Annotated in this window: 22 protein-coding genes and 1 tRNA gene; 1 reads left to right on the forward strand and 22 read right to left on the reverse strand. The window is 64.9% G+C overall.

Annotation, left to right across the window (positions count from 1 at the left end; all coding sequences use genetic code 11):
- Window positions 1-29 precede the first annotated feature (29 nt).
- On the forward strand, window positions 30-1,817 hold the full coding sequence (locus AC3WQM_RS25830) for an ABC transporter transmembrane domain-containing protein (protein ID WP_159276100.1): 1,788 nt from the start codon (window positions 30-32) through the stop codon (window positions 1,815-1,817).
- Between the two features lie 26 nt (window positions 1,818-1,843).
- On the opposite strand, the gene AC3WQM_RS25835 is transcribed toward AC3WQM_RS25830, so the two are convergent.
- The 22 genes from AC3WQM_RS25835 to pnp form a co-directional block, all read right to left on the reverse strand.
- Entirely contained in the window at window positions 1,844-2,326 is a 483-nt protein-coding gene (locus tag AC3WQM_RS25835) for a DUF1178 family protein (protein ID WP_492682735.1), read from the reverse strand.
- 7 nt (window positions 2,327-2,333) lie between these two features.
- Entirely contained in the window at window positions 2,334-2,939 is a 606-nt protein-coding gene (locus AC3WQM_RS25840; protein WP_492682737.1) for an NUDIX domain-containing protein, read from the reverse strand.
- A gap of 5 nt (window positions 2,940-2,944) precedes the next feature.
- A complete protein-coding gene (locus AC3WQM_RS25845) occupies window positions 2,945-3,250 on the reverse strand; it encodes a DUF2818 family protein (RefSeq protein WP_307635456.1) in 306 nt (101 codons plus the stop codon).
- Between the two features lie 14 nt (window positions 3,251-3,264).
- Window positions 3,265-4,752 (reverse strand): NADH-quinone oxidoreductase subunit NuoN, encoded by a 1,488-nt coding sequence (gene nuoN / locus AC3WQM_RS25850; protein ID WP_489058743.1) that lies wholly within the window; start codon window positions 4,750-4,752, stop codon window positions 3,265-3,267.
- 24 nt (window positions 4,753-4,776) lie between these two features.
- Complete coding sequence (locus tag AC3WQM_RS25855; protein ID WP_492682739.1) at window positions 4,777-6,255, reverse strand: NADH-quinone oxidoreductase subunit M; 1,479 nt, start codon at window positions 6,253-6,255, stop codon at window positions 4,777-4,779.
- A gap of 25 nt (window positions 6,256-6,280) precedes the next feature.
- Window positions 6,281-8,326 (reverse strand): NADH-quinone oxidoreductase subunit L, encoded by a 2,046-nt coding sequence (nuoL, locus tag AC3WQM_RS25860; RefSeq protein WP_492682741.1) that lies wholly within the window; start codon window positions 8,324-8,326, stop codon window positions 6,281-6,283.
- A 7-nt stretch (window positions 8,327-8,333) separates the two neighbouring features.
- On the reverse strand, window positions 8,334-8,642 hold the full coding sequence (gene nuoK, locus AC3WQM_RS25865; RefSeq protein ID WP_056579591.1) for an NADH-quinone oxidoreductase subunit NuoK: 309 nt from the start codon (window positions 8,640-8,642) through the stop codon (window positions 8,334-8,336).
- A complete protein-coding gene (locus AC3WQM_RS25870) occupies window positions 8,639-9,298 on the reverse strand; it encodes an NADH-quinone oxidoreductase subunit J (RefSeq protein WP_062475392.1) in 660 nt (219 codons plus the stop codon). The genes nuoK and AC3WQM_RS25870 overlap by 4 nt, the downstream gene beginning before the upstream one ends.
- Window positions 9,299-9,335: 37 nt before the next feature.
- Window positions 9,336-9,881: an NADH-quinone oxidoreductase subunit NuoI gene (gene nuoI, locus AC3WQM_RS25875; protein ID WP_062475395.1), complete on the reverse strand. Its 546-nt coding sequence runs from the start codon at window positions 9,879-9,881 to the stop codon at window positions 9,336-9,338.
- 18 nt (window positions 9,882-9,899) lie between these two features.
- Window positions 9,900-10,976 carry an NADH-quinone oxidoreductase subunit NuoH gene (gene nuoH / locus AC3WQM_RS25880; protein ID WP_492682743.1) on the reverse strand — a complete coding sequence of 359 codons (1,077 nt, stop codon included), beginning with the start codon at window positions 10,974-10,976 and terminating at the stop codon, window positions 9,900-9,902.
- Entirely contained in the window at window positions 10,973-13,144 is a 2,172-nt protein-coding gene (gene nuoG, locus AC3WQM_RS25885; RefSeq protein ID WP_492682745.1) for an NADH-quinone oxidoreductase subunit NuoG, read from the reverse strand. The genes nuoH and nuoG overlap by 4 nt, the downstream gene beginning before the upstream one ends.
- Before the next feature lie 20 nt (window positions 13,145-13,164).
- Window positions 13,165-14,505 (reverse strand): NADH-quinone oxidoreductase subunit NuoF, encoded by a 1,341-nt coding sequence (gene nuoF / locus AC3WQM_RS25890; protein WP_159271073.1) that lies wholly within the window; start codon window positions 14,503-14,505, stop codon window positions 13,165-13,167.
- Entirely contained in the window at window positions 14,505-15,047 is a 543-nt protein-coding gene (locus tag AC3WQM_RS25895; protein ID WP_492682747.1) for an NADH-quinone oxidoreductase subunit NuoE family protein, read from the reverse strand. Before AC3WQM_RS25895 ends, nuoF begins: the two co-directional genes overlap by 1 nt.
- A 10-nt stretch (window positions 15,048-15,057) precedes the next feature.
- Window positions 15,058-16,311 (reverse strand): NADH-quinone oxidoreductase subunit D, encoded by a 1,254-nt coding sequence (locus AC3WQM_RS25900; RefSeq protein ID WP_492682749.1) that lies wholly within the window; start codon window positions 16,309-16,311, stop codon window positions 15,058-15,060.
- Between the two features lie 5 nt (window positions 16,312-16,316).
- On the reverse strand, window positions 16,317-16,928 hold the full coding sequence (locus tag AC3WQM_RS25905; RefSeq protein WP_489058749.1) for an NADH-quinone oxidoreductase subunit C: 612 nt from the start codon (window positions 16,926-16,928) through the stop codon (window positions 16,317-16,319).
- Window positions 16,929-16,941: 13 nt separating this feature from the next.
- The gene (locus tag AC3WQM_RS25910; RefSeq protein ID WP_007837763.1) at window positions 16,942-17,421 is read right to left on the reverse strand and encodes a NuoB/complex I 20 kDa subunit family protein; all 480 of its coding nucleotides are present in this window, start codon (window positions 17,419-17,421) and stop codon (window positions 16,942-16,944) included.
- Window positions 17,422-17,436: 15 nt separating this feature from the next.
- Entirely contained in the window at window positions 17,437-17,796 is a 360-nt protein-coding gene (locus tag AC3WQM_RS25915; protein WP_055805154.1) for an NADH-quinone oxidoreductase subunit A, read from the reverse strand.
- Between the two features lie 67 nt (window positions 17,797-17,863).
- A tRNA-Leu gene (locus tag AC3WQM_RS25920) sits at window positions 17,864-17,948 on the reverse strand.
- Window positions 17,949-18,067: 119 nt separating this feature from the next.
- Window positions 18,068-18,481, reverse strand: coding sequence for a preprotein translocase subunit SecG (gene secG, locus AC3WQM_RS25925; RefSeq protein ID WP_492682751.1), 414 nt, complete (start codon window positions 18,479-18,481; stop codon window positions 18,068-18,070).
- Between the two features lie 38 nt (window positions 18,482-18,519).
- Complete coding sequence (tpiA, locus tag AC3WQM_RS25930; RefSeq protein ID WP_492682753.1) at window positions 18,520-19,284, reverse strand: triose-phosphate isomerase; 765 nt, start codon at window positions 19,282-19,284, stop codon at window positions 18,520-18,522.
- Window positions 19,285-19,297: 13 nt separating this feature from the next.
- Window positions 19,298-20,296: an NAD(P)H-quinone oxidoreductase gene (locus AC3WQM_RS25935; protein WP_492682755.1), complete on the reverse strand. Its 999-nt coding sequence runs from the start codon at window positions 20,294-20,296 to the stop codon at window positions 19,298-19,300.
- Window positions 20,297-20,386: 90 nt separating this feature from the next.
- Window positions 20,387-22,726, reverse strand: a complete 2,340-nt coding sequence (pnp, locus tag AC3WQM_RS25940) for a polyribonucleotide nucleotidyltransferase (RefSeq protein ID WP_489058752.1) — start codon at window positions 22,724-22,726, stop codon at window positions 20,387-20,389.
- Window positions 22,727-22,917 lie beyond the last annotated feature (191 nt).

Here is a 22,917-nt window from a genome sequence, read left to right on the forward strand (position 1 = left end):
GGGGCAAGGGCTCGGTAGAATTCGCGCCCATGGCTTCTTCCCCTCCGTCGTCCTCCGCAGCCAAGGGTTCGCCCCGCTCGCTGTCGGGGTTGCGCCCCTTCCTTCGCCCCTACCGCGTGCAGATCGTCCTGGCGGGGGTCTTCCTGGTGATGGCGGCCGTCACGACGCTGGCTTTTCCTATCGCCCTGCGCAGCCTGATTGACGGTGGCTTGGTCAGCGCCGACAAGGGCGCGCAGACCATGGCGCTGCGCGAGCACTTCGGCGCCCTCTTCGCGGTGGCCGTGGCACTGGGCCTGTTTTCGGCCGCGCGCTTCTATACGGTGAGTTGGCTCGGCGAGCGCGTCACGGCCGACCTGCGCAACGCGGTCTACGGCCACGTGCTGCAGCAGAGCCCGGCCTTCTTCGAGACCACGCAGACCGGCGAGGTGCTGTCGCGCCTCACGGCCGACACCACGCTCGTGCAGACGGTGGTCGGCTCGTCGCTGAGCATGGGCCTGCGCAACGCCGTCATGGGCGTGGGCGCGCTGGCGGTGCTGGTCTGGACCAACCCCTATGTGATGGTGCAGGTGCTCGGCATCCTGGTGCTGGTGGTGCTGCCGAGCATGTGGTTCGGCCGCCGCGTGCGCAAGCTGTCGCGTGCCAGCCAGGACCGCGTGGCCGACTCCAGCGCCATCGCGGCCGAGGTGCTGAACGCGATTCCGGTGGTGCAGAGCTACACGGCCGAAGGCCGCGAGGCCGACCGCTTCAACAGCTCGACCGAAAACGCCTTCCATACCGCCGTGCGCCGCACGCGCGCGCGCTCGGTGCTGGTGGCCTTCATCATCATCGCCACCTCGGCCGCCCTGCTCTGGGGCCTGTACGAAGGCACGCAGGCCGTGCTGCGCGGCGACATCACGGCCGGCCACCTGGGCCAGACCGTGGTCTACGTGGCGATCCTGGCGAGCGCCACGGCGGTGCTCGGCGAGGTGTACGGCGACCTGCTGCGTGCCGCCGGCGCCACCGAGCGCCTGATGGAACTGCTGCACGCGCCGACGGCCATCGCCTCACCCGCACGACCGGCGGTCGCGCCCGTCCCCGCGGCGGGCAGCGCCATCCGCTTCGACGCCATCACCTTCCACTACCCCTCGCGGCCGGGCACGCCGGCGCTGCGCGACTTCAGCCTGGACATCGCGCCGGGCGAGACCGTGGCGCTGGTGGGATCGAGCGGCGCGGGCAAGAGCACGGTGTTCCAGCTGCTGCTGCGCTACTACGACCCGCAGTCGGGCCGCATCGTGCTCGATGGTGCGTCGCTCGATGCGCTTGCGCTGCACGACCTGCGCACCCGCATCGGCCTCGTGCCGCAGGACGCGGTGATCTTCTCGGCCAGCGCCTTCGAGAACATCCGCTACGGCCGGCCCGATGCCAGCGCCGACGAGGTGCACGCCGCGGCGCGCGCCGCCTTCGCGCACGACTTCCTGCAGGCCCTGCCCGAGGGCTACGACACCTTCCTGGGCGAACGCGGCGTTCGACTGTCGGGCGGCCAGCGCCAGCGCATCGCCATTGCGCGGGCCATCCTGAAGAACCCGCCGCTGCTGCTGCTGGACGAAGCCACCAGCGCGCTCGACGCCGAGAGCGAGCGCATGGTGCAGGCCGCGCTCGAATCGGCGATGGAAAACCGCACCACGCTCGTGATCGCCCACCGCCTGGCGACCGTGCAGAAGGCCGACCGCATCATCGTGCTGGACCACGGCGGCATCGTCGAACAGGGAACGCACGCGGCGCTGGTGGCGCAAGGCGGCGTGTACGCGCGGCTGGCCGCGCTGCAGTTCACGGCCTGACCCGATCGATCGGGCCAGTCGGTCAGTTACTGCAGGGTTTCTTTCAGCGCCGCCGGAATCGGCAGCGCCATCACCGGAATGCCTTCGTCGAGCAGCGCCTCGGTCTGCTCCGGCGTGGCCTGGCCGCGGATGCCGCGCTCGGCGGTTTCGCCGTAGTGCATCTTGCGCGCCTCGTCGGCGAAGCGGTCGCCGACGTCTTCGGTCTTGGCCAGCACTTCGCGCACGGCGCGCATCCAGCGGGCTTCGGGTGAAGTCGCGGTTGCGGAGACTTGAGTGGACGGCGATGCAGGCGCCGACGGCGCGTGGGCCGCGTCACGCCCTTCTTCCTTCGGTGCCTTGGCGTTGCTCAGGTTCAGGCGGGGCGCACTCAGCAGCTTGACGATCGCGGTATCGCCGCAGACCGGACACTCGACCAGGCCGCTCGCGAGCTGGCTGTCGAACGCCTCGTTGGACGCGAACCAGCCCTCGAAGCCATGGCCGTGCGTGCAGCGGAGATCGAGGACCTTCATGCGCGGATTATCCCGCGCCGCCTTGCGAGGCTGCGGCCTGCCAATCCAGTGCCCATGCGCCCGACAGGACGTTCTGCAGCCACAGGGCGCAGGTGAGCGTCTTCGCGTCGGTCACGGTGCCGTCGCGGCACCAGCCGATGAGCTCTTGCGGCGTGGCGGTGAACACGTCGAGAAACTCGCCGTGGTCGAGCTGGCGCTCGCCCAGCGAGAGGCCGCGTGCAAAGTAGATGTGGATGATTTCGGTCGAGTACGCCACCGCCAGGTGCGTGGCGCCCGCATGCGCCCATTCGCGCGCGGAGTAGCCGGTTTCCTCGAGCAGTTCGCGCTGGCCGCACAGCAGCGGATCTTCGCCGGCGTCGAGCTTGCCTGCGGGAAACTCGACGATCACCTGGTCCACCGGATAGCGGAACTGGCGCTCCAGCACCACGCGGCCGTCATCGAGCAGCGGAATCACCACCACGGCGCCCGGGTGCACCACGTACTCGCGCGTGGCGCTGTGGCCATCGGGCAGGCGGATGGTGTCCCGCTTGGCGTGCAGGAACTTGCCCTTGAAGAGCTCCTCGCTGCTGACGAGCGCTTCCTTCAGATGCGAATCGGGTGCGGAAGAAGTCATGTCGGTCAGTGCCTGTGCTTCATCAAGTAGCGCCAGGTGAACCCCGGGAAGGCCAATACGACGAACAGCGAGGCCGTCACCGCGTAGAACTCCCAGCCCTGGGCCGAGATCTGCCCTGCCCTGCGTTCGAACAGCAGGCCGATGCCGCCGGCAATGAAGTACAGCACCACCAGTTCGCCGAAGCGGATGGCGAGCGACTTGTGCGCGGTCGACAGGGGCACCGCCCCGAACAGGCGCTCATTCAGGAACGGCAGGTTGGCGGCCACCAGGGCCACCAGCAGCACCACCCAGACCGACGCGGTTTGCGACACCTGTGCGGGCCGCGTCAGTGGGCCAGCGTGGCCGCGATGGCGTCGTAGCACAGCGTCATCAGACCGCCGGGCACCACGCCAAGAATCAGGATCAGCGCGCCGTTGATCGTGAGCACGGTGCGCACGTCGAACGAGGCCGACACGGTGGTCGCCGTGACGGGTGCGTCGAAGTACATGACCTTGACCACGCGCAGGTAATAGAACGCACCGATCAGCGAGGTGATCACGGCGAACACCGCCAGGCCGATGTAGATGGCAGCGCCCGAGGCGATCAGCGCCTGCAGCACGGCCAGCTTCGCGTAGAAGCCGACCAGCGGCGGCAGACCGGCCAGCGAGAACATCGCGATGGCCATCACGCCGGCGTACAGCGGGCTGCGCTGGTTCAGGCCGGCCAGGTCGGTGATCTCTTCGCTTTCGAAGCCTTCGCGCGCCAGCAGCAGGATGATGCCGAAGCTCGCCAGCGTGGTCAGCACGTAGGTGATGACGTAGAACATCGAGGCGCTGTAGGCGGCCTGTGCGTTCTGCGTGCCCTGCTGGTCGGAACCCGCCACCAGGCCCAGCAGCATGAAGCCCATCTGCGCGATGGTCGAGTAGGCCAGCATGCGCTTGAGGTTGCTCTGCGCAATGGCGGCCAGGTTGCCGATCACCAGCGAGGCGATCGCCAACACGGCGAGCATCTGCTGCCAGTCGATGGCCAAGGGCTGCAGGCCGTCGACCAGCAGGCGGATGATGATGCCGAAGGCAGCCAGCTCGGGCGCGGCACCGATCAGCAGCGTGATCGCCGTCGGCGCGCCCTGGTAGACGTCGGGCACCCACATGTGGAACGGTGCGGCACCGACCTTGAAGGCCAAGCCCGCCACGATGAAGACCAGGCCGAACACCAGCACCTGGTGGTTCACCTTGCCGGTCGAGATCGCCTTGAAGACTTCGTTCAGGTCGAGCGAGCCGGTCGCGCCGTACATCATCGACAGGCCGTACAGCAGGAAGCCGCTGGCCATCGCGCCGAGCACGAAGTACTTCATGGCCGCTTCGCTGGCCACTGCGTTGTCGCGGCGCAGGGCCACGAGCGCGTAGCTCGACAGCGTGAGCAGTTCCAGGCCGAGATAGATCAGCAGGAAGTTGCTGCCGCCGATCATCACGAACATGCCCAGCAGCGCCAGCATGCTGATCGTGAACATCTCGCCGCCGCGCAGCATCTCGCGGTCGGCCGCATAGGGACGGCCGTAGACCAGCGTCACCATCAGGGCGAGCGAGGCGAAGCACTTGAGCCAGTTGCCCATCGAGTCGCTCACCACCATGCCGCCGAAGCCGTAGGAGGTCTTGCCGCCGACAGCGGCCAGGCCCGTGAGCACAGCCACCGCCGCCAGCGTGAGCAGCGTCAGGATGTAGGTGCGGGTGCGGCGCGGGCTCGTGTCCGACAGGTCGACCAGTGCAATGATGCAGGCCATGACCAGCAACACGATTTCGGGGTAGATCGTCACCCAGCTGAGTTTGTCAATCATCTCGTTCTCTTCTTCAGCGTGGCATCAGACGGGCAGCTTCGAAATCGCCACGTGGCGAAGAAGCTCGACGACGGAGGCATCCATCGCGTCGGTGAAAGGCTTCGGATACAGGCCCATCCACAGCACGGCGATCGCCAGCAGCGAGAGCATCAGGAATTCACGGGCGTTGATGTCCTTCAGTTCCTTGACGTGGTCGTTGCCGACCGGGCCCAGGTACACGCGCTTGTACATCCACAGGGTGTAGGCAGCACCGAAGATCAGTGCGGTGGCAGCGCCCAGGCCGATCCAGAAGTTGGCCTTCACGGCGCCCAGGATGACCATCCATTCGCCCACGAAACCGGCGGTGCCCGGCAGGCCGCAGTTGGCCATGGCGAACAGCAGCGCGAACGCGGCGAACTTGGGCATGGTGTTGACCACGCCGCCGTAGTCGGCGATCTGGCGCGAGTGCACGCGGTCGTACAGCACGCCGATGCCCAGGAACATGGCGCCCGAGACGAAGCCGTGGGCAATCATCTGCACGATGCCGCCGGACACGCCGAGCTCGTTGAAGATGAAGAAGCCCAGTGTCACGAAGCCCATGTGAGCCACCGACGAGTACGCCACCAGCTTCTTCATGTCCTGCTGCACCAGCGCAACGAGGCCCACGTAGATCACGGCGATGAGCGACAGCGCGATCATGAGCCAGGCCCACTCGTGCGAAGCGTCAGGCGCGATGGGCATCGAGAAGCGCAGGAAACCGTAGGCACCCAGCTTCAGCATGATCGCGGCCAGCACGGCCGAGCCGCCCGTGGGCGCCTCGACGTGCACGTCGGGCAGCCAGGTGTGGACCGGCCACATCGGCACCTTGACGGCGAAGGCCGCAAAGAAGGCGAAGAACAGGAAGGTCTGCGCGGTCGAACCCAGCGGCAGCTTGTGCCAGCTCAGGATGTCGAAGCTGCCGCCCGACTTGTTGTAAAGGAAGATCAGCGCCACCAGCATCAGCAGCGAGCCGAGCAGCGTGTACAGGAAGAACTTGAACGCCGCGTAGATCTTGTTCGGGCCGCCCCAGATGCCGATGATCAGGTACATCGGGATCAGCGTGGCTTCGAAGAACACGTAGAACAGGATGCCGTCGAGCGCCGAGAACACGCCGATCATGAAACCCGACAGGATCAGGAACGCGCCCATGTACTGGTTCACGCGTTCGGTGATCACTTCCCAGGCCGAGATCACGACCACGACCGTGATGAACGAGGTCAGCAGCACCAGCCACAGCGACATGCCGTCGATGCCCAGGTGGTAGTTGACGTTGAAGCGCGAGATCCAGCTCGTCTTCTCGACGAACTGCATCGCGGCGGTTCCGTTCTGGAAGCGCGTGAACAGCGGCACCGTGACCAGGAAGCTCACGATGGCACCGACGAGCGCGACCCAGCGCACGCCCTTGGCGTGCTCGTCGCGGCCAAACGCCAGCAGCACGGCGCCGAATGCGATCGGCACCCAGATGGCAAGGCTCAACAAACCCATTTTTCTTTTTCTCCAGCGTTCGGGCTCAACGTTTGAACCAGACGAAGTACGTCATCAGGATGAAGATGCCGAGCAGCATCGCGAAGGCGTAGTGATAGATGAAGCCCGACTGCAGCCAGCGCACGACACCGGCCACACGCCCCACCACTTTCCAGGAACCGTTGACGATCGCGCCGTCGATCAGGGCCTGGTCGCCACCCTTCCACAGGCCCGTGCCGAGCAGGCGCGCACCGCGGGCGAGGATGTTCTCGTTGATCCAGTCAAGGTAGTACTTGTTCTCGAGCAGGTTGTAGATCGGGCTGAAGGCGCGCTTGATGGCGGCCGGCAGGGCCGGGTTCATCATGTACATGTAGTACGACAGCGCCACGCCGGCCAGCGCCAGCCAGAACGGTGCGGTCTGCAGGCCGTGGATCGCCATGGCGACCGGGCCGTGGAAGGCTTCCTTCAGTTCGCCCATCGCGTGGTGCTTGGCACCGTCGACGAAGATCGCGTCCTTGAAGAAGCTGCCGAACAGCATCGGGTCGATGGTCATGAAGCCGATCACCACCGAGGGGATCGCCAGCAGCACCAGCGGCAGCCAGACCACCATCGGCGACTCGTGCGGCTTGTGGGCGTCGTGGCCATGACCATGGTCGTCGTGTCCATGCGCATCGTGCGCATGGTCGTCATGGTGCGCATCGGGGTTCTGGTCGTAGCGTTCCTTGCCGTGGAAGACCAGGAAGTACATGCGGAACGAGTAGAACGCCGTCACGAACACGCCGGCCAGCACCGCGTAGTAGGCGAACTGCGCGCCCCACAGGTGGCTTTCATGCACGGCCTCGATGATGCTGTCCTTCGAGTAGAAGCCCGAGAAGAACGGCGTGCCGATCAGTGCGAGCGAACCCAGCAGCGAGGTGATCCAGGTGATGGGCATGTACTTGCGCACGCCGCCCATCCAGCGGATGTCCTGGTTGTGGTGCATGCCGATGATCACCGAGCCTGCGCCGAGGAACAGCAGCGCCTTGAAGAACGCGTGCGTCATCAGGTGGAACACCGCGACCGAGTAAGCCGAGGCACCGAGCGCCACGGTCATGTAGCCCAGCTGCGAGAGCGTCGAGTACGCGACCACGCGCTTGATGTCGTTCTGGATGATGCCCAGGAAGCCCATGAACAGCGCGGTGATGGCGCCGATCACGAGGATGAAGCTCAGGGCCGTGTCGCTCAGCTCGAACAGCGGCGACATGCGCGCCACCATGAAGATGCCGGCCGTCACCATGGTCGCCGCGTGGATCAGCGCCGAGATGGGGGTCGGGCCTTCCATCGAGTCGGGCAGCCACACGTGCAGCGGGAACTGGGCGCTCTTGCCCATCGCGCCGATGAACAGGCAGATGCAGATCACCGTGATGAGCATCCACTCGGTGCCCGGGAAGGTGATGCCGGCCAGCGTGTGCGCCTTGGCGAAGGCTTCTCCGTAGTTCAGCGTGCCGGCGTAGGCGGCGATCAGGCCGATGCCCAGGATGAAGCCGAAGTCGCCCACGCGGTTGACCAGGAAGGCCTTCATGTTCGCGAAGATGGCCGTGGGCTTGTTGAACCAGAAGCCGATCAGCAGGTACGACACCAGGCCCACCGCTTCCCAGCCGAAGAACAGCTGGAGCATGTTGTTGCTCATGACGAGCATCAGCATCGAGAAGGTGAACAGCGAGATGTACGAGAAGAAGCGGTTGTAGCCGTCGTCTTCTTCCATGTAGCCGATGGTGTAGATGTGCACCATCAGCGACACGAAGGTCACGACGCACATCATCATGGCCGTGAGGCCGTCGACCAGGAAGCCGACTTCCATCTTCAGGCCGCCGACCATCATCCATTCGTAGATGGTCTGGTTGAAGCGGGCGCCGTCGACGATGACCGACTTCAGCGTCATCGCCGAGATCACGAAGGCGACGAACACGCCCAGGATGGTCAGCGAATGCGTGACCTTGCGGCCGATGTGGTTGCCGCCGAACTTCGTGCCGAACAGGCCGGCAAGTGCGGCGCCGACCAGGGGTGCCAGCGGCACGGCCAGCAAGGTGGATGCGGAAAGGGTTGCGCTCATACTGCTGTCAACCCTTGAGCGAGTTGAGTTCGTCGACGTTGATGCTCGACTTGTTGCGGAACAACAGGACCAGCAGCGCCAGGCCGATGGCCGATTCGGCCGCCGCCACCGTCAGGATGAAGAACACGAAGATCTGGCCGTGCATGTCGCCCAGGTAGTGCGAGAAGGCCACGAAGTTCATGTTGACCGCGAGCAGCATCAGCTCGATGGCCATGAGCAGCACGATCAGGTTCTTGCGATTCAGGAAGATGCCGATCACCGACAGCGCGAAGAGCATCGCGCCGAGCGAGAGAAAGTGTCCGAGCGTGAGCGTCATGCCTTGTTTTCCTTTGCAGCTGCATCCGCTGCCGGGGCCTCGACCACCGGCTCGGCCGCACGCGTGACGGGCATCTGCACGATGCGCACGCGGTCGCGCGCCTTCACGCGCACCTGGTCCGACGGGTTGACGTACTTGCTGTCCTTGCGGGTGCGCAGCGTCAGTGCAATGGCAGCAATGATGGCCACCAGCAGGATGACCGCGGCGATTTCCAGCGGATAGAGGTATTCGGAGTACAGCAGCTTGCCCAGTTCGAGCGTGTTCGAGCTGTTGGGCGAGGTCGTGGCCATGGCGCGCGGGCCTTCGCCCAGGCGGAAGCCGCCCATGAGCACGGCCGCCATTTCGAGCGCAATGAGCGCGCCGATGCCTGCTGCCAGCGGGAAGTGCTTCCAGAAGCCCTCTCGCAGGCCGTCGACGTCGATGTCCAGCATCATCACGACGAAGAGGAACAGCACCATCACGGCGCCGACGTACACCAGCACGAGCGAGATCGCGAGGAACTCGGCGCGCAGCAGCAGCCAGATGGCCGAGGCCTGGAAGAAAGCCAGCACCAGGTACAGCGCGGCGTACACGGGGTTGCGGGAGGTGATGACGCGGAAGGCTGCAAACAGCAGCACCGCGGCAAACAGATAGAACAGACCGGTCTTGACGTCCATTGGAATTCGATTGGTACGGGTTTCGAGCGGAGCCGGCTCAGCGGTACTTGGCGTCGGCCGCCTTGTTCGCCGCGATTTCTTTTTCGTAGCGGTCGCCCACGGCCAGCAGCATGTCCTTGGTGAAGTACAGGTCGCCGCGCTTTTCGCCGTGGTATTCGAAGATGTGCGTCTCGACGATCGAGTCGACCGGGCAGCTCTCTTCGCAGAAGCCGCAGAAGATGCACTTGGTCAGGTCGATGTCGTAGCGCGTGGTGCGGCGCGAGCCGTCGTCACGCACGTCGGATTCGATGGTGATGGCCAGTGCGGGGCACACGGCCTCGCACAGCTTGCAGGCGATGCAGCGCTCTTCGCCGTTCTCGTAGCGGCGCAGCGCGTGCAGGCCGCGAAAACGCGGCGACAGCGGCGTCTTCTCTTCGGGGAACTGGACGGTGATCTTGCGTGCGAAGGCGTACTTGCCCGTGATGGCCAGGCCCTTGAACAGTTCGAACAGCATGAAGCTGCCCAGGAAGTCCTTGAGCGAGAACGGTGCGGAGGCCAGCTTGGAGGTGCGTCCGAGCCCTCCGGCGGTGTGTGAAGCAGTCATGATGTCGTCGCTTCCTGCTTATTTCCAGATGTTGAACGGTGTCTGCATCCAGCCACCGACCACGACCAGCCACACCAGGGTGACGGGAATGAAGATCTTCCAGCCCAGACGCATGATCTGGTCGTAACGGAAGCGCGGGAACGTCGAGCGCACCCACAGGAACATGGTGACCACGCAGAAGGTCTTGGCGCCCAGCCAGATCCAGCCCGGAATGAAGCTCAGGAACTCGAACGGCGGCAGCCATCCACCGAGGAACAGCACCACGGTCAGGATCGAGACGAGCCACATGTTGGCGTACTCGGCCAGGAAGAACATCGCGAAGCTCATGCCCGAGTACTCGATCATGTGGCCGGCCACGATTTCGGACTCGCCTTCCACCACGTCGAACGGGTGGCGGTTGGTTTCGGCGAGACCCGAGATGAAGTAGACGACGAAGATCGGCAGCAGCGGCAGCCAGTTCCACGACAGGAAGCCCAGTCCCATGTCATGGAACATGCCCTTGCCCTGCACCGTCACGATGTCGGACATGTTCAGGCTGCCCGTGACCATCAGCACCACGACGAAGCAGAAGCCCATCGCGATTTCGTAGCTCACCATCTGTGCCGAAGCACGCAGCGCACCCAGGAAGGCGTACTTCGAGTTCGAGGCCCAGCCGGCGATGATCACGCCGTACACCTCGAGCGAGGTGATGGCCATCACGAACAGCAGGCCGGCGTTGATGTTGGCCAGCGCCACGTCGGGACCGAAGGGAATCACGGCCCATGCGGCCAGCGCCGGCATGATGGTCATGATGGGGCCGAGCAGGAACAGGCCCTTGTTGGCGACCGTCGGAAGAATGATTTCCTTGGTCATCAGCTTGAGCGCGTCGGCGATCGGCTGCAGCAGGCCCAGCGGCCCGATGCGGTTCGGGCCCACGCGGATCTGCGTGAAACCGATGGCCTTGCGTTCCCACAGCGTGAGGTACGCCACGGCACCCATCAGCGGGATCACGACGACGATGATCTTGATCAGCGTCCAGATCACGGGCCAGACGACGGACGTCCACCAGCCTGCGGCGACCAGCCCCAGGCCGAAGCCATGAATTGCGTCGATCATGCCAGTGCCTCCTCGGCACGCGCCGGTGCACCCGGTGCGGTCGATGCATTGCGCGCATCGGCGGTCAGCTGCAGCGACGGTGCACGACGCACGATCGAGTCGAGCTGGTAGATGCTCGCGACCACGGGTGCAGCCACGGCGCCGCTGGCCGCGACGGCCTTGGCGGACGTGGCGTTGCTCAGCGCATTCGCCGGCACGGTGCCCTTGTCACCGATGGTGGCGAGCACCTCGGCGGTCGATTCGAAGGCGAAGCCCGGCAGGCCGAGCAGGTTCGCCAGCACGCGCAGCACCTTCCAGGCCGGACGCGTTTCGCCTTGCGGCTTCACGACGGCATGGAAACCCTGCAGGCGGCCTTCGGCATTGACGAAGGTGCCGGGCGTTTCGGTGAACGGGGCGATGGGCAGCAGCACGTCGCTGAACTCGAGGTTGGCCTTGAAGGGGCTCAGCGTGACCACCATCTGCGCATTGCCGATGACATCGGCGGCGGCAGCACCGGCGGCCGAGTCGAACACCGGCTCGGTGTTCAGCAGCAGCACGGCCTTGAGGCCAGAGCCGGCGGCGAGCATGCGGCCGGCATCGAGGCCGCCGTTCTGCGGGAAGGCACCCACGAGCTGTGCGCCCACGGTGTTGCCGGCTTCGGTCAGGTAGCCGACGGTGGCGCCGGTCTGTGCGCCGATCCAGTTCGCGAGGGCCAGCAGGCTGCTGGCTTGTGCATGGTGCGCGGCGGCATTGCCGAGCAGGATGGCCTTGCGCTCGCCGCTCAGCAGCGAGGCTGCGATGGCTTGCGCGGCAGCGTCGGGCGCGTTCTTCGGTGCCAGCGGTGCGGCAGCGCCGTTGGTCTGGCCGATGGCAGCAGCCACGGCGGCCAGCGCCTCGACCCACTGGTCGGCTTCGACGATCGACGCTTGCGCCACGTCGATGGCCCAGGCACCGCGGTCGGCCATGAGGCCGGACGAAGTGATCACCGACAGCGCGGCGCCCTTGCGCACGGCCTGGCGGATGCGCTGTGCGAACAGCGGATGTTCCTTGCGCAGGTTCGAACCGACGACGAGCGCGCGCTGCACTTGCGTGAGCGATGCGATCGAGGTGCCGAGCCAGCGCACGCCTTCGAAGGCCGAGAACTCGGCGTTGCGCAGGCGGTAGTCAATGTTGTCGCTGCCGAGTTCACGCGTGAGCATGGCGGCGAGCTGCAGCTCTTCGAGCGTGCTGTGCGGGCTGACCAGCGTGCCGATGCTTTGCGCACCGTGGTCGGTCTTGATCTGCTTGAGGCCGTTGGCGACGTACTCGAGTGCCGTCTGCCAGTCGACCTGCTGCCACTGGCCGCCCTGCTTCAGCATGGGCTGGGTCAGGCGTTCCGTGCCGTTGAGCGCTTCGTACGAGAAGCGGTCGCGGTCGGCGATCCAGCATTCGTTGACGTCTTCGTTCTCGAGCGGCACCACGCGCATCACGCGGTTGTTCTTGACCTGGACGATCAGGTTGGCACCGGTGGAGTCGTGCGGGCTCACCGACTTGCGGCGCGACAGTTCCCAGGTGCGGGCGCTGTAGCGGAAGGGCTTGCTCGTGAGCGCGCCGACCGGGCAGATGTCGATCATGTTGCCCGAGAGCTCGGAGTCGACCGAGTCGCCGAGGAAGGTTTCGATTTCGGAGTGCTCGCCGCGGTGCGACATGCCCAGCTCCATCACGCCGGCCACTTCCTGGCCGAAACGGACGCAGCGCGTACAGTGGATGCAGCGGCTCATTTCTTCCATGCTGATCAGCGGGCCGACGTCCTTGTGGAAGACGACACGCTTTTCTTCTTCGTAGCGCGAAGAAGAACCGCCGTAGCCGACGGCCAGGTCCTGCAGCTGGCATTCGCCGCCCTGGTCGCAGATGGGGCAGTCCAGCGGGTGGTTGATCAGCAGGAACTCCATGACGGACTGCTGGGCCTTGATGGCCTTGTCGCTCTTGGTGCGAACGATCATGCCCTGCGTGACGGGCGTGGCGCAGGCCGGCATCGGCTTGGGCGCCTTTTCCACGTCGACCAGGCACATGCGGCAGTTGGCCGCGATGCTGAGTTTCTTGTGATAGCAGAAGTGCGGAATGTAGGTGCCCGCCTTTTCGGCCGCATGCATCACCATGCTGCCTTCGGTCACTTCGACCTTCTTGCCGTCGAGTTCGATTTCGATCATGTCTGTGTTTCTTCTCGCACTCAGGCCTTGACGGGCGCCGTCGGGACGTGACCCGGGATCAGGGCCTCGAACTCATGGCGGAAGTGCTTGATCATGGCGCGCACGGGCATGGCCGCCGCATCGCCGAGCGCACAGATGGTGCGGCCCATGATGTCGCCGGCCACGGAGTCCAGCAGCTGCATGTCGCTGGGCTTGCCCTGTCCGTTGTGGATGCGGTCCACCACGCGGTAGAGCCAGCCCGTGCCTTCGCGGCAGGGGGTGCACTGGCCGCAGGACTCGTGCATGTAGAAGTACGAGAGGCGCTTGAGCGACTCGACCATCGAGCGGCTGTCGTCCATGACGATCACGGCGCCCGAACCGAGCATGGAGCCGGCCTTGGCGATGGAGTCGTAGTCCATGGTGCAGGCCATCATGATGTCGGCCGGCAGCACCGGCGACGACGAGCCGCCGGGAATCACCGCCTTGAGCGTGCGCCCCTTGCGCACGCCACCGGCCAGTTCGAGCAGCTTGGAGAACGGCGTGCCCATCGGCACTTCGTAGTTGCCGGGCAGCTCGACGTCACCGCTCACCGAGTAGATCTTGGTGCCGCCGTTGTTCGGCTTGCCGCACTCGAGGTAGGCCTGGCCGCCGTTGCGGATGATCCAGGGCACCGCCGCGAAGGTCTCGGTGTTGTTGATGGTGGTCGGCTTGCCGTACAGGCCGAAGCTCGCCGGGAACGGCGGCTTGAAGCGCGGCTGGCCCTTCTTGCCTTCGAGCGATTCGAGCAGCGCGGTTTCTTCGCCGCAGATGTAGGCACCGAAGCCGTGGGCGGCGTGCAACTGGAAGTTGTACGTGCTGCCCATGATCTTGTCGCCGAGGTAGCCGGCGGCACGCGCCTCTTCGAGGGCGGCCTCGAAGCGGTCGTAGCTCTGGAAGATCTCGCCGTGGATGTAGTTGTAGCCCACGCTAATGCCCATCGCATACGCGGCGATGGCCATGCCTTCGATCACGATGTGCGGGTTGAACTGCAGGATGTCGCGGTCCTTGCACGTGCCGGGCTCGCCTTCGTCCGAGTTGCAGACGAGGTACTTCTGGCCCGGGAACTGGCGGGGCATGAAGCTCCACTTCAGGCCGGTGGGGAAGCCTGCGCCGCCACGGCCGCGCAGGCCCGAGGCCTTCACTTCGGCGATCACCTGGTCGGGCGTGAGGCCCTCGGTGAGGATCTTGCGCAGCGCCTGGTAGCCGCCGCGCGCTTCGTAGTCGGCCAGATGCCAGTTGGTGCCGTCGAGGCCTGCATAGATCTGAGCGCCGATGTGGCGGTCATGGAAGCAGGTCTGGACACCGGTGGCCTGGAATTGCGAGAGAACCTGTTCGGGCGTCATCACGAAGCCTCCCCTGGCTTGGCACTGCGCAAACCGTCGATGAGCTGGTCGAGCTTGTCGTTGCTCATGAAGCTGCACATGGTGCGGTCGTTGACCAGCATCACGGGCGAATCGGCGCAGGCGCCCAGGCATTCGCTCTGCTGCAGCGTGAACAGGCCGTCGGCCGTGGTCTCGCCCATCTTGATGCCGAGCTTCTTCTCGAGGTGCACGAGCGCGGTGACGCCATCGCGCAGCTGGCACGGCAGATTGGTGCACACGTTGAGCTTGAACTTGCCCACCGGATGCTGGTTGTACATGTTGTAGAAGGTCGTCACTTCGTGCACGGCGATGGGCGCCATGTCGAGGTAGGCGGCGATCTCGCGCTCGCGCTGCACGCTCACGAAGCCCTCGTCCTGCTGGACGATGGCCAGGCAGGCCATCACGGCCGACTGCTTGCCGGCTTCGGGGTACTTCGCGACCTCGCGCGCAAAGCGCTCGAGGATGGCGGCCTTCAACGGCGCCGAAGGCACCGCGTCATGGTGATGGGTTGAGGAAGTCGTCATTCGCTCTTTCTCACCTGTCGATTTCGCCGAACACGATGTCCATCGTGCCGATCACCGCGACAGCGTCGGCGATCATGTGGCCGCGCGACATTTCGTCGAGGGCAGCGAGGTGCGGGAAGCCCGGGGCGCGGATCTTCAGGCGGTACGGCTTGTTGGCGCCGTCGCTCACGAGATAGATGCCGAACTCGCCCTTGGGGTGCTCGACGGCGGCGTACGCTTCGCCTTCGGGCACGTGGAAGCCTTCGGTGAAGAGCTTGAAATGGTGGATCAGCTCCTCCATGTTCGCCTTCATCGATTCGCGCGCAGGCGCAGCAACCTTGTGGTTGTCGGTGATGACCGGACCCGGATTCACGCGCAGCCATGCCGAGCACTGCTGGATGATCTTGTTGGCCTGGCGCATTTCTTCCACGCGCACGAGGTAGCGGTCGTAGCAGTCGCCGGTCTTGCCCACGGGCACGTCGAACTGCATCTGGTCGTAGACGTCGTAGGGCTGCTTCTTGCGCAGGTCCCATTCGACGCCCGAGCCACGCAGCATCGGGCCGGTGAAGCCGAGGTTCAGCGCGCGCTCTGGCGTGACCACGCCGATGCCCACGGTGCGCTGCTTCCAAATGCGGTTGTCGGTGAGCAGCGTCTCGTACTCGTCGACCATCTTCGGGAAGCGCTTGCAGAAGTCGTCGATGAAGTCGAGCAGCGAACCCTGGCGGTTCTCGTTCAGACGCTCGATCGCCTTCGCGTTCTTGATCTTGCTGACCTTGTACTGCGGCATCGAATCCGGCAGGTCGCGGTAGACGCCGCCCGGACGGAAGTACGCCGCGTGCATGCGCGCGCCGGACACGGCTTCGTACATGTCGAACAGGTCTTCACGCTCGCGGAAGCAGTAGATGAGCATGTTCATCGCGCCGCAGTCCAGACCGTGCGCGCCAAGCCACAGCAGGTGGTTCAGCAGGCGGGTGATCTCGGCGAACATCACGCGGATGTACTGCGCGCGGATCGGCACGTCCAGGCCCATCATCCGCTCGATGGCGAGGCAGTAGGCGTGCTCGTTGGACATCATCGACACGTAGTCGAGGCGGTCCATGTAGGGCAGCGACTGGATGAAGGTGCGCGATTCGGCGAGCTTCTCGGTCGCGCGGTGCAGCAGGCCGATGTGGGGGTCGGCGCGCTGGATCACTTCGCCGTCCAGCTCGAGCACCAGACGCAGCACGCCGTGTGCTGCGGGGTGCTGGGGACCGAAGTTGAGTGTGTAGTTCTTGATTTCGGCCATATCTGTCAGTGCAAACCGCCGCCGTAGTTGTCTTCGCGGATCACGCGCGGCGTGATTTCGCGCGGCTCGATCGAGACCGGCTGGTAGACCACGCGCTTCTGCTCTTCGTCGTAGCGCATTTCGACGTGACCCGACACCGGGAAGTCCTTGCGGAACGGATGGCCGATGAAGCCGTAGTCGGTCAGGATGCGGCGCAGGTCGTCGTGGCCGTCGAACACGATGCCATACAGGTCGAAGGCTTCGCGCTCGAACCAGGTGGCGGCGCTCCAGACGGGCTGGAGCGAGTCGACCACGGGCAGGTCTTCATTCGGCGCGAACACCTTCAGGCGCACGCGCTGGTTGAGACTCACGGAAAGCAGGTGCGAGACGACGCAGTAGCGATCGCCCTGCCACTCGCCTTCGCGGTAGTCGGAATAGTCCATGCCGCAGAGGTCGATCAGCTGCTCGAAGCGGCAGCCGGGCGCATCGCGCAGCAGCGTTGCTGCATCGATGTAGTCGGCAGCACTGACCACGACGGTCACTTCCTCGAGCGCGAGCGTCACGCTCTTGGCCTTGGCGCCGAGCGCCTCGGCGATCGTGGCGCGCAGCACCTCCGGCGAAATTGCAAAGTCAGTCATCGTCGGCAATCTCTCAGGCGCGGGCAATGGTGTTGGTGCGGCGAATCTTCTGCTGCAGCTGGATCACGCCATACAGCAGTGCTTCAGCGGTGGGCGGGCAACCCGGCACATAGACGTCGACCGGCACGATGCGGTCGCAGCCACGCACCACGGAATAGCTGTAGTGGTAGTAACCGCCGCCGTTCGCGCAGGAGCCCATCGAGAGCACCCAGCGCGGCTCGGGCATCTGGTCGTAGACCTTGCGCAGCGCCGGCGCCATCTTGTTGCACAGCGTGCCGGCCACAATCATCAGATCGGACTGACGCGGGCTGGGGCGGAACAACATGCCGAAACGGTCGATGTCGTAGCGGGCAGCGCCCGCGTGCATCATTTCGACCGCACAGCATGCGAGGCCGAACGTCATCGGCCAGAGAGATCCGGTCTTCGCCCAGTTCACGACCGAGTCGTAGGTCGTGGTGACGAAGCCTTCTTTGAGAACGCCTTCAATGGCCATCGTGTTGCTTCCTTGTCATTCCCAGTCGAGCGCGCCTTTTTTCCACTCGTAGACAAAGCCCACGACGAGGATGGCGAGAAAGATCATCATGGCCCAGAAGCCAACAGCGCCGATTTCCTTGAGCGCAATGGCCCACGGAAAGAGAAAGGCAATTTCGAGATCGAAGAGGATGAAGAGAATCGCGACGAGGTAATAGCGCACGTCGAACTTCATGCGCGCATCCTCGAAGGCCTCGAAGCCGCACTCGTAGGGCGCGTTCTTCGCAGCGTCGGGCCGATTGGGCCCAAGGATGTATCCGATGACTTGCGGGGCGACGCCTACGCCGACCCCGACCAAAATGAACAAAAGGACGGGAAGGTAGGAATCGAGGTTCATCGAGAAATTTTCACCGCTTGCCACCGACAGAAGAGCCTCTGGATAGAGATCTTCTGCCGGTGAGATTTGGTGCGGTCGGCGAGACTCGAACTCGCACAGCTTTCGCCACTACCCCCTCAAGATAGCGTGTCTACCAATTTCACCACGACCGCGGTTTTTAACTGTCCAGATGGCATGAGGTGCCGTTGAGGCATTTGGCTTTCTGAACAGATTTAGAGTTTACCCTGAAATGAAGCCGTTTCTCACGAACGGCTGCATGAAAACAACCTGATTACTTGGCCGGAATCTGGCCGGAGCCCGAAACGGGTGCAGCAGGCGCCGAAGCCGCCTTCGCAGGTGCTGTTGCAGCAGGGATTTCGCCCGCAGCGCCCGTCGTCGCAGGAGCGACCGGCACGGCAGGCGCACCCACGGCTGCGCGTTCCAGCAGACTGCCGCCGCCCGCAGGGCGTGCGTGGCTGAAGTAGGCCAGCAACAGCGTGCAGGCAAAGAACACCGCCGCCAGCACGGCCGTCGTGCGCGAAAGGAAGTTGGCACTGCCGCTGGCACCGAACAGGCTGCCCGCGCTGCCGCTGCCGAAGGCCGCACCCATGTCGGCACCCTTGCCGTGCTGGATCAGGATCAGGCCGATCATTGCCAGCGCCGCCAGCATTTGCACGCCGACCAGAAGATTGAGGACCACGTTCATTCGTTCTTACTCCTAAGTGATGGCTGCCGTTGCCGCGATCAGCGTGCAGCGGCAGAAATGATCTGCAGAAAGTCGGGCGCCTTGAGCGAGGCGCCGCCGATGAGGCCGCCGTCGATGTCGGCCTGCGCCAGCAGTTCGGCGGCATTCGCCGCGTTCATGCTGCCGCCGTACAGAATCTTGATGCCCGCGGCGTGCTCGCTCGCGGCATGGTGCAGTTGCGCACGCAGCACGGCATGCACCGCCTGCGCCTGCTCCGGCGAAGCCGTCTTGCCCGTGCCGATGGCCCAGACCGGCTCGTAGGCCACGACGATCTCGCTGATGCAGTGGCCATTCAGATGGATCACCGCAGCCAGCTGGCGCTTGACGACCTCTTCGGTCTGCCCTGCTTCGCGCTGTGCCAGCGTCTCGCCGACGCAGACGATCGGCGTGATGCCATTCGCCAGTGCCGCCGCCGTCTTGGCCGCCACCGTGTCATCGGTCTCGCCGTGGTACTGGCGACGCTCCGAATGGCCCACGATGGCATAGCGCACACCGAAATCCTTCAGCATCGCTGCCGATTGCTCGCCGGTGAACGCACCTTGCGGGTGCGCCGAAATGTCCTGCGCACCGAGGGCCAGCGACGGCGTGCCCGCCAGCAGCAATTGCAGCTGGGCAAAGTACGGTGCAGGCGCACACAGCGCGACACCGCAAGCCACAGGGCTGGTTGCCAACCCTTGCTGCAGGGCCTTCACCAGCGCCTCGTTGGCGGCCAGGCCGCCATTCATCTTCCAGTTGCCGGCAATCAGTTTCTTGAAGGTTGTCATCGCGTTGTTCGTCTCACCAAGTCAGCACGATCTTGCCGATGTGCTGGTTCGATTCCATCAGGGTGTGAGCCTGGGCCGCGCCGCTGGGCTCACCTGCTGCCGCATAGGTGCTGTGGATCACGGGCTTGACCGCGCCGCTTTCGAGCAACGGCCAGACCTTTTCACGCAAAGCCTTGGCAATGGCGCCCTTGAACGCCACCGGCCGCGGACGCAGCGTCGAGCCGGTGATCGTGAGCCGACGACGCAGCACGAGGCCCGCGTTGATCTCACTCTTCACACCGCCCTGCACCGCAATGATCACCAGCCGGCCGTCTTCGGCCAGGCACTCGACCTCGCGCGCCACGTAGTCGCCCGCCACCATGTCGAGCACCACGTCCACGCCCTTGCCCCCCGTGAGCTGCTTCGCCACTTCGACGAAATCGCTCGTGCGGTAGTTGATCGCGTGGTCGGCGCCGAGCTTCAGGCAGGCTTCGCACTTGTCGTCGCCGCCGGCCGTGACGATCACGGTCGCACCGAGCGCCTTGGCGATCTGAATCGCCGTGACGCCGATGCCGCTCGAGCCGCCCTGGATCAGCAGGGTCTCACCCTTCTGCAGGCGGCCGCGCTCGAACACATTGCTCCAAACGGTGAAGAAGGTCTCGGGCAGCGAGGCCGCCTCGATGTCACTCCAGCCCTTGGGCACCGGCAGGCATTGCGCCACAGGCGCCACGCACAGCTCGGCATAGCCACCACCGGCCACCAGTGCGCACACGCGGTCGCCGACCTTGAAGCCCGCTTCGGCCAACGCCTTGGCGTCGCCCGACACGATCTCGCCGGCCACTTCAAGGCCCGGCAGGTCGGAAGCACCAGGCGGCACGGGGTAGTGCCCCATCCGCTGCAGCACGTCCGGGCGATTCACGCCACTGGCCGCCACGCGGATCAGCAGCTCGCCCTCGCCCGCGACCGGGTCGGGACGTGCAGCGACGCGCAGCACCTCGGGGGCGCCGTACGAAGTGATCTCAATGGCTTTCATGGGGTCTCCGAGACTCGGATGCCCGCACAGGGGCGGGCATCAGTGGCTGTCCACGAGAGGCGACGGCACCAGGCCGTCGCGCCTCACTGCTTACTCCTGCGGTTCGCGCGGCGCTTGCTGCTGCGACTCGCCGGCGGGCTGCTGTTGCTGCTCGCCGCGGGGCTGTTGCTGCTGGTCGTTGAAGCGCGGTGCGCGCTCGCCACGATCACCACCACGGTCGCCGCCGCGATCGCCACGGTCCGAACGCTCACGGCGGTCGCCACCACGGTCACCGCGATCGCCGCGGTCTTCACGCGGCGGGCGCTCGCTGTATTCCATGCCGGCCGGACGTTCGGTCAGGGCCTTCATGGACAGCTTGACGCGGCCCTTTTCGTCGGTCTCGAGAACCTTGACCTTCACGATCTGGCCTTCGCTCAGGTAGTCGGTCACCTTCTCGACGCGCTCGTGCGCGATCTGGCTGATGTGCAGCAGGCCGTCCTTGCCGGGCAGCAGGTTGACCAGTGCTCCGAAGTCCAGGATCTTGGTGATCGGGCCTTCGTAGACCTTGCCGATTTCGACTTCAGCGGTGATCTGCTCGATGCGCTTCTTGGCGAATTCGGCCTTTTCCGGATCGGTCGAGGCGATGGTGATGGTGCCGTCTTCGTCGATGTTGATCGTCGTGCCGGTTTCTTCCTGCAGACCACGGATGACCGCGCCGCCCTTGCCGATCACGTCGCGGATCTTCTCGGGGTTGATCTTCAGCGTGGTCAGGCGCGGTGCGAACTGCGACACGTCGGCCTTGGCCTCGCCCATCGCTTCTTGCATCTTGCCCAGGATGTGCATGCGCGCTTCCTTGGCCTGCGCCAGTGCGACCTGCATGATTTCCTTGGTGATGCCCTGGATCTTGATGTCCATCTGCAGCGCGGTGATGCCGTTGGTCGTGCCGGCCACCTTGAAGTCCATGTCACCCAGGTGATCTTCGTCGCCCAGGATGTCGGTCAGCACCGCGAAGCGGTTGTCTTCCTTGATCAGGCCCATGGCGATACCGGCCACGTGCGCCTTCATGGGCACGCCGGCATCCATCATCGAGAGGCAGCCGCCGCAGACCGAAGCCATCGACGAGGAGCCGTTCGACTCGGTGATTTCCGACACCACGCGGATGGTGTACGGGAATTCTTCCTTGGTCGGCAGCACGGCGACGAGCGCGCGCTTGGCCAGACGGCCGTGGCCCACTTCGCGGCGCTTGGTGGAGCCCATGCGACCCACTTCACCGGTGGCAAAGGGAGGCATGTTGTAGTGGAACAGGAAGCGGTCTTCGTACTCGCCGGCCAGCGCGTCGATGCGCTGTGCGTCGCGCTCGGTGCCGAGCGTGGTGACGACCAGGCCTTGCGTCTCGCCGCGCGTGAACAGCGCCGAGCCGTGGGTGCGGGGCAGCACCGAGTTACGGATTTCGATGGGGCGCACGGTGCGCGTGTCGCGGCCGTCGATGCGCGGCTCGCCTTGCAGGATCTGGCCGCGCACGATGCGCGATTCGATCGCGAACAGCAGGTCGCTGACCTTGCCGGCGTCGAACTCGGCGCCTTCAGCCTTCAGGGCCGTGAAGACGCTGGCATTGGCTTCGCGCAGGGCTTGCGTGCGGGCTTGCTTGCTGCGGATCTGGTAGACGGCGCGCAGCTTTTCTTCGGCCAGGCCGTTGATCTTGGCGATGAAGTCTTCGTCCTTGGCTTCAGGCACCCAGGTGCCTTCCTTGAGCCATTCCGGCTTGCCGGCGTCGCGCACGAGGTCGTGGATCGCGTTGATCGCGATGTTGGCCTGTTCGTGGCCGAACACCACGCCACCCAGCATGATTTCTTCGCTGAGTTGCTGGGCTTCGGATTCGACCATCAGCACGGCGGCTTGCGTGCCGGCGACGACGAGGTCCATCTGCGAATCCTTGCGGGCCGTGGGGCCCGGATTCAGCACGTACTGGCCGTTGATGTAACCCACGCGGGCGGCACCGATCGGGCCGCTGAACGGGATGCCGGAGATCGACAGCGCGGCGCTCACGCCGATCATGGCGGCGATGTCGGCGTCGACTTCAGGGTTCAACGACACGGTGTGGATCACCACGTGCACTTCGTTCAGGAAACCTTCGGGGAACAGCGGGCGGATCGGACGGTCGATCAGGCGGCTGGTCAGGGTTTCGTGTTCGCTGGGCTTGGCTTCGCGCTTGAAGAAGCTGCCGGGGATCTTGCCGGCTGCGTAGGTCTTCTCGATGTAGTCGACGGTCAGCGGGAAGAAATCTTGACCCGGCTTGGCGGTCTTGGAAGCGACCACGGTCGCCAGGATCACGGTGCCGTCGATGTCGACCAGCACGGCGCCGGTCGCCTGACGGGCGATTTCACCGGTTTCCATGACGACGGTCTTGTCGCCCCATTGGAAGGACTTGGTGATTTTGTTGAAGAGGCTCATTATTGCTCCTATTTTGATAGCGAATCACACAGGATTCGCAAGGGGCGGAGGCTGCTCAGAACACGATGCCATTCCAGCGAAGCTCGGGGCGAACTTCATTGGAATGACACAGCTTCGCTCTGTTGGGCACTCCGAAAGTGGATCGCGAAGTAAAAAACGCCTGAGCTAGCGGACTAACCCAGGCGTTTTTT

Source organism: Variovorax sp. FW301-JW7, assembly GCF_058788795.1.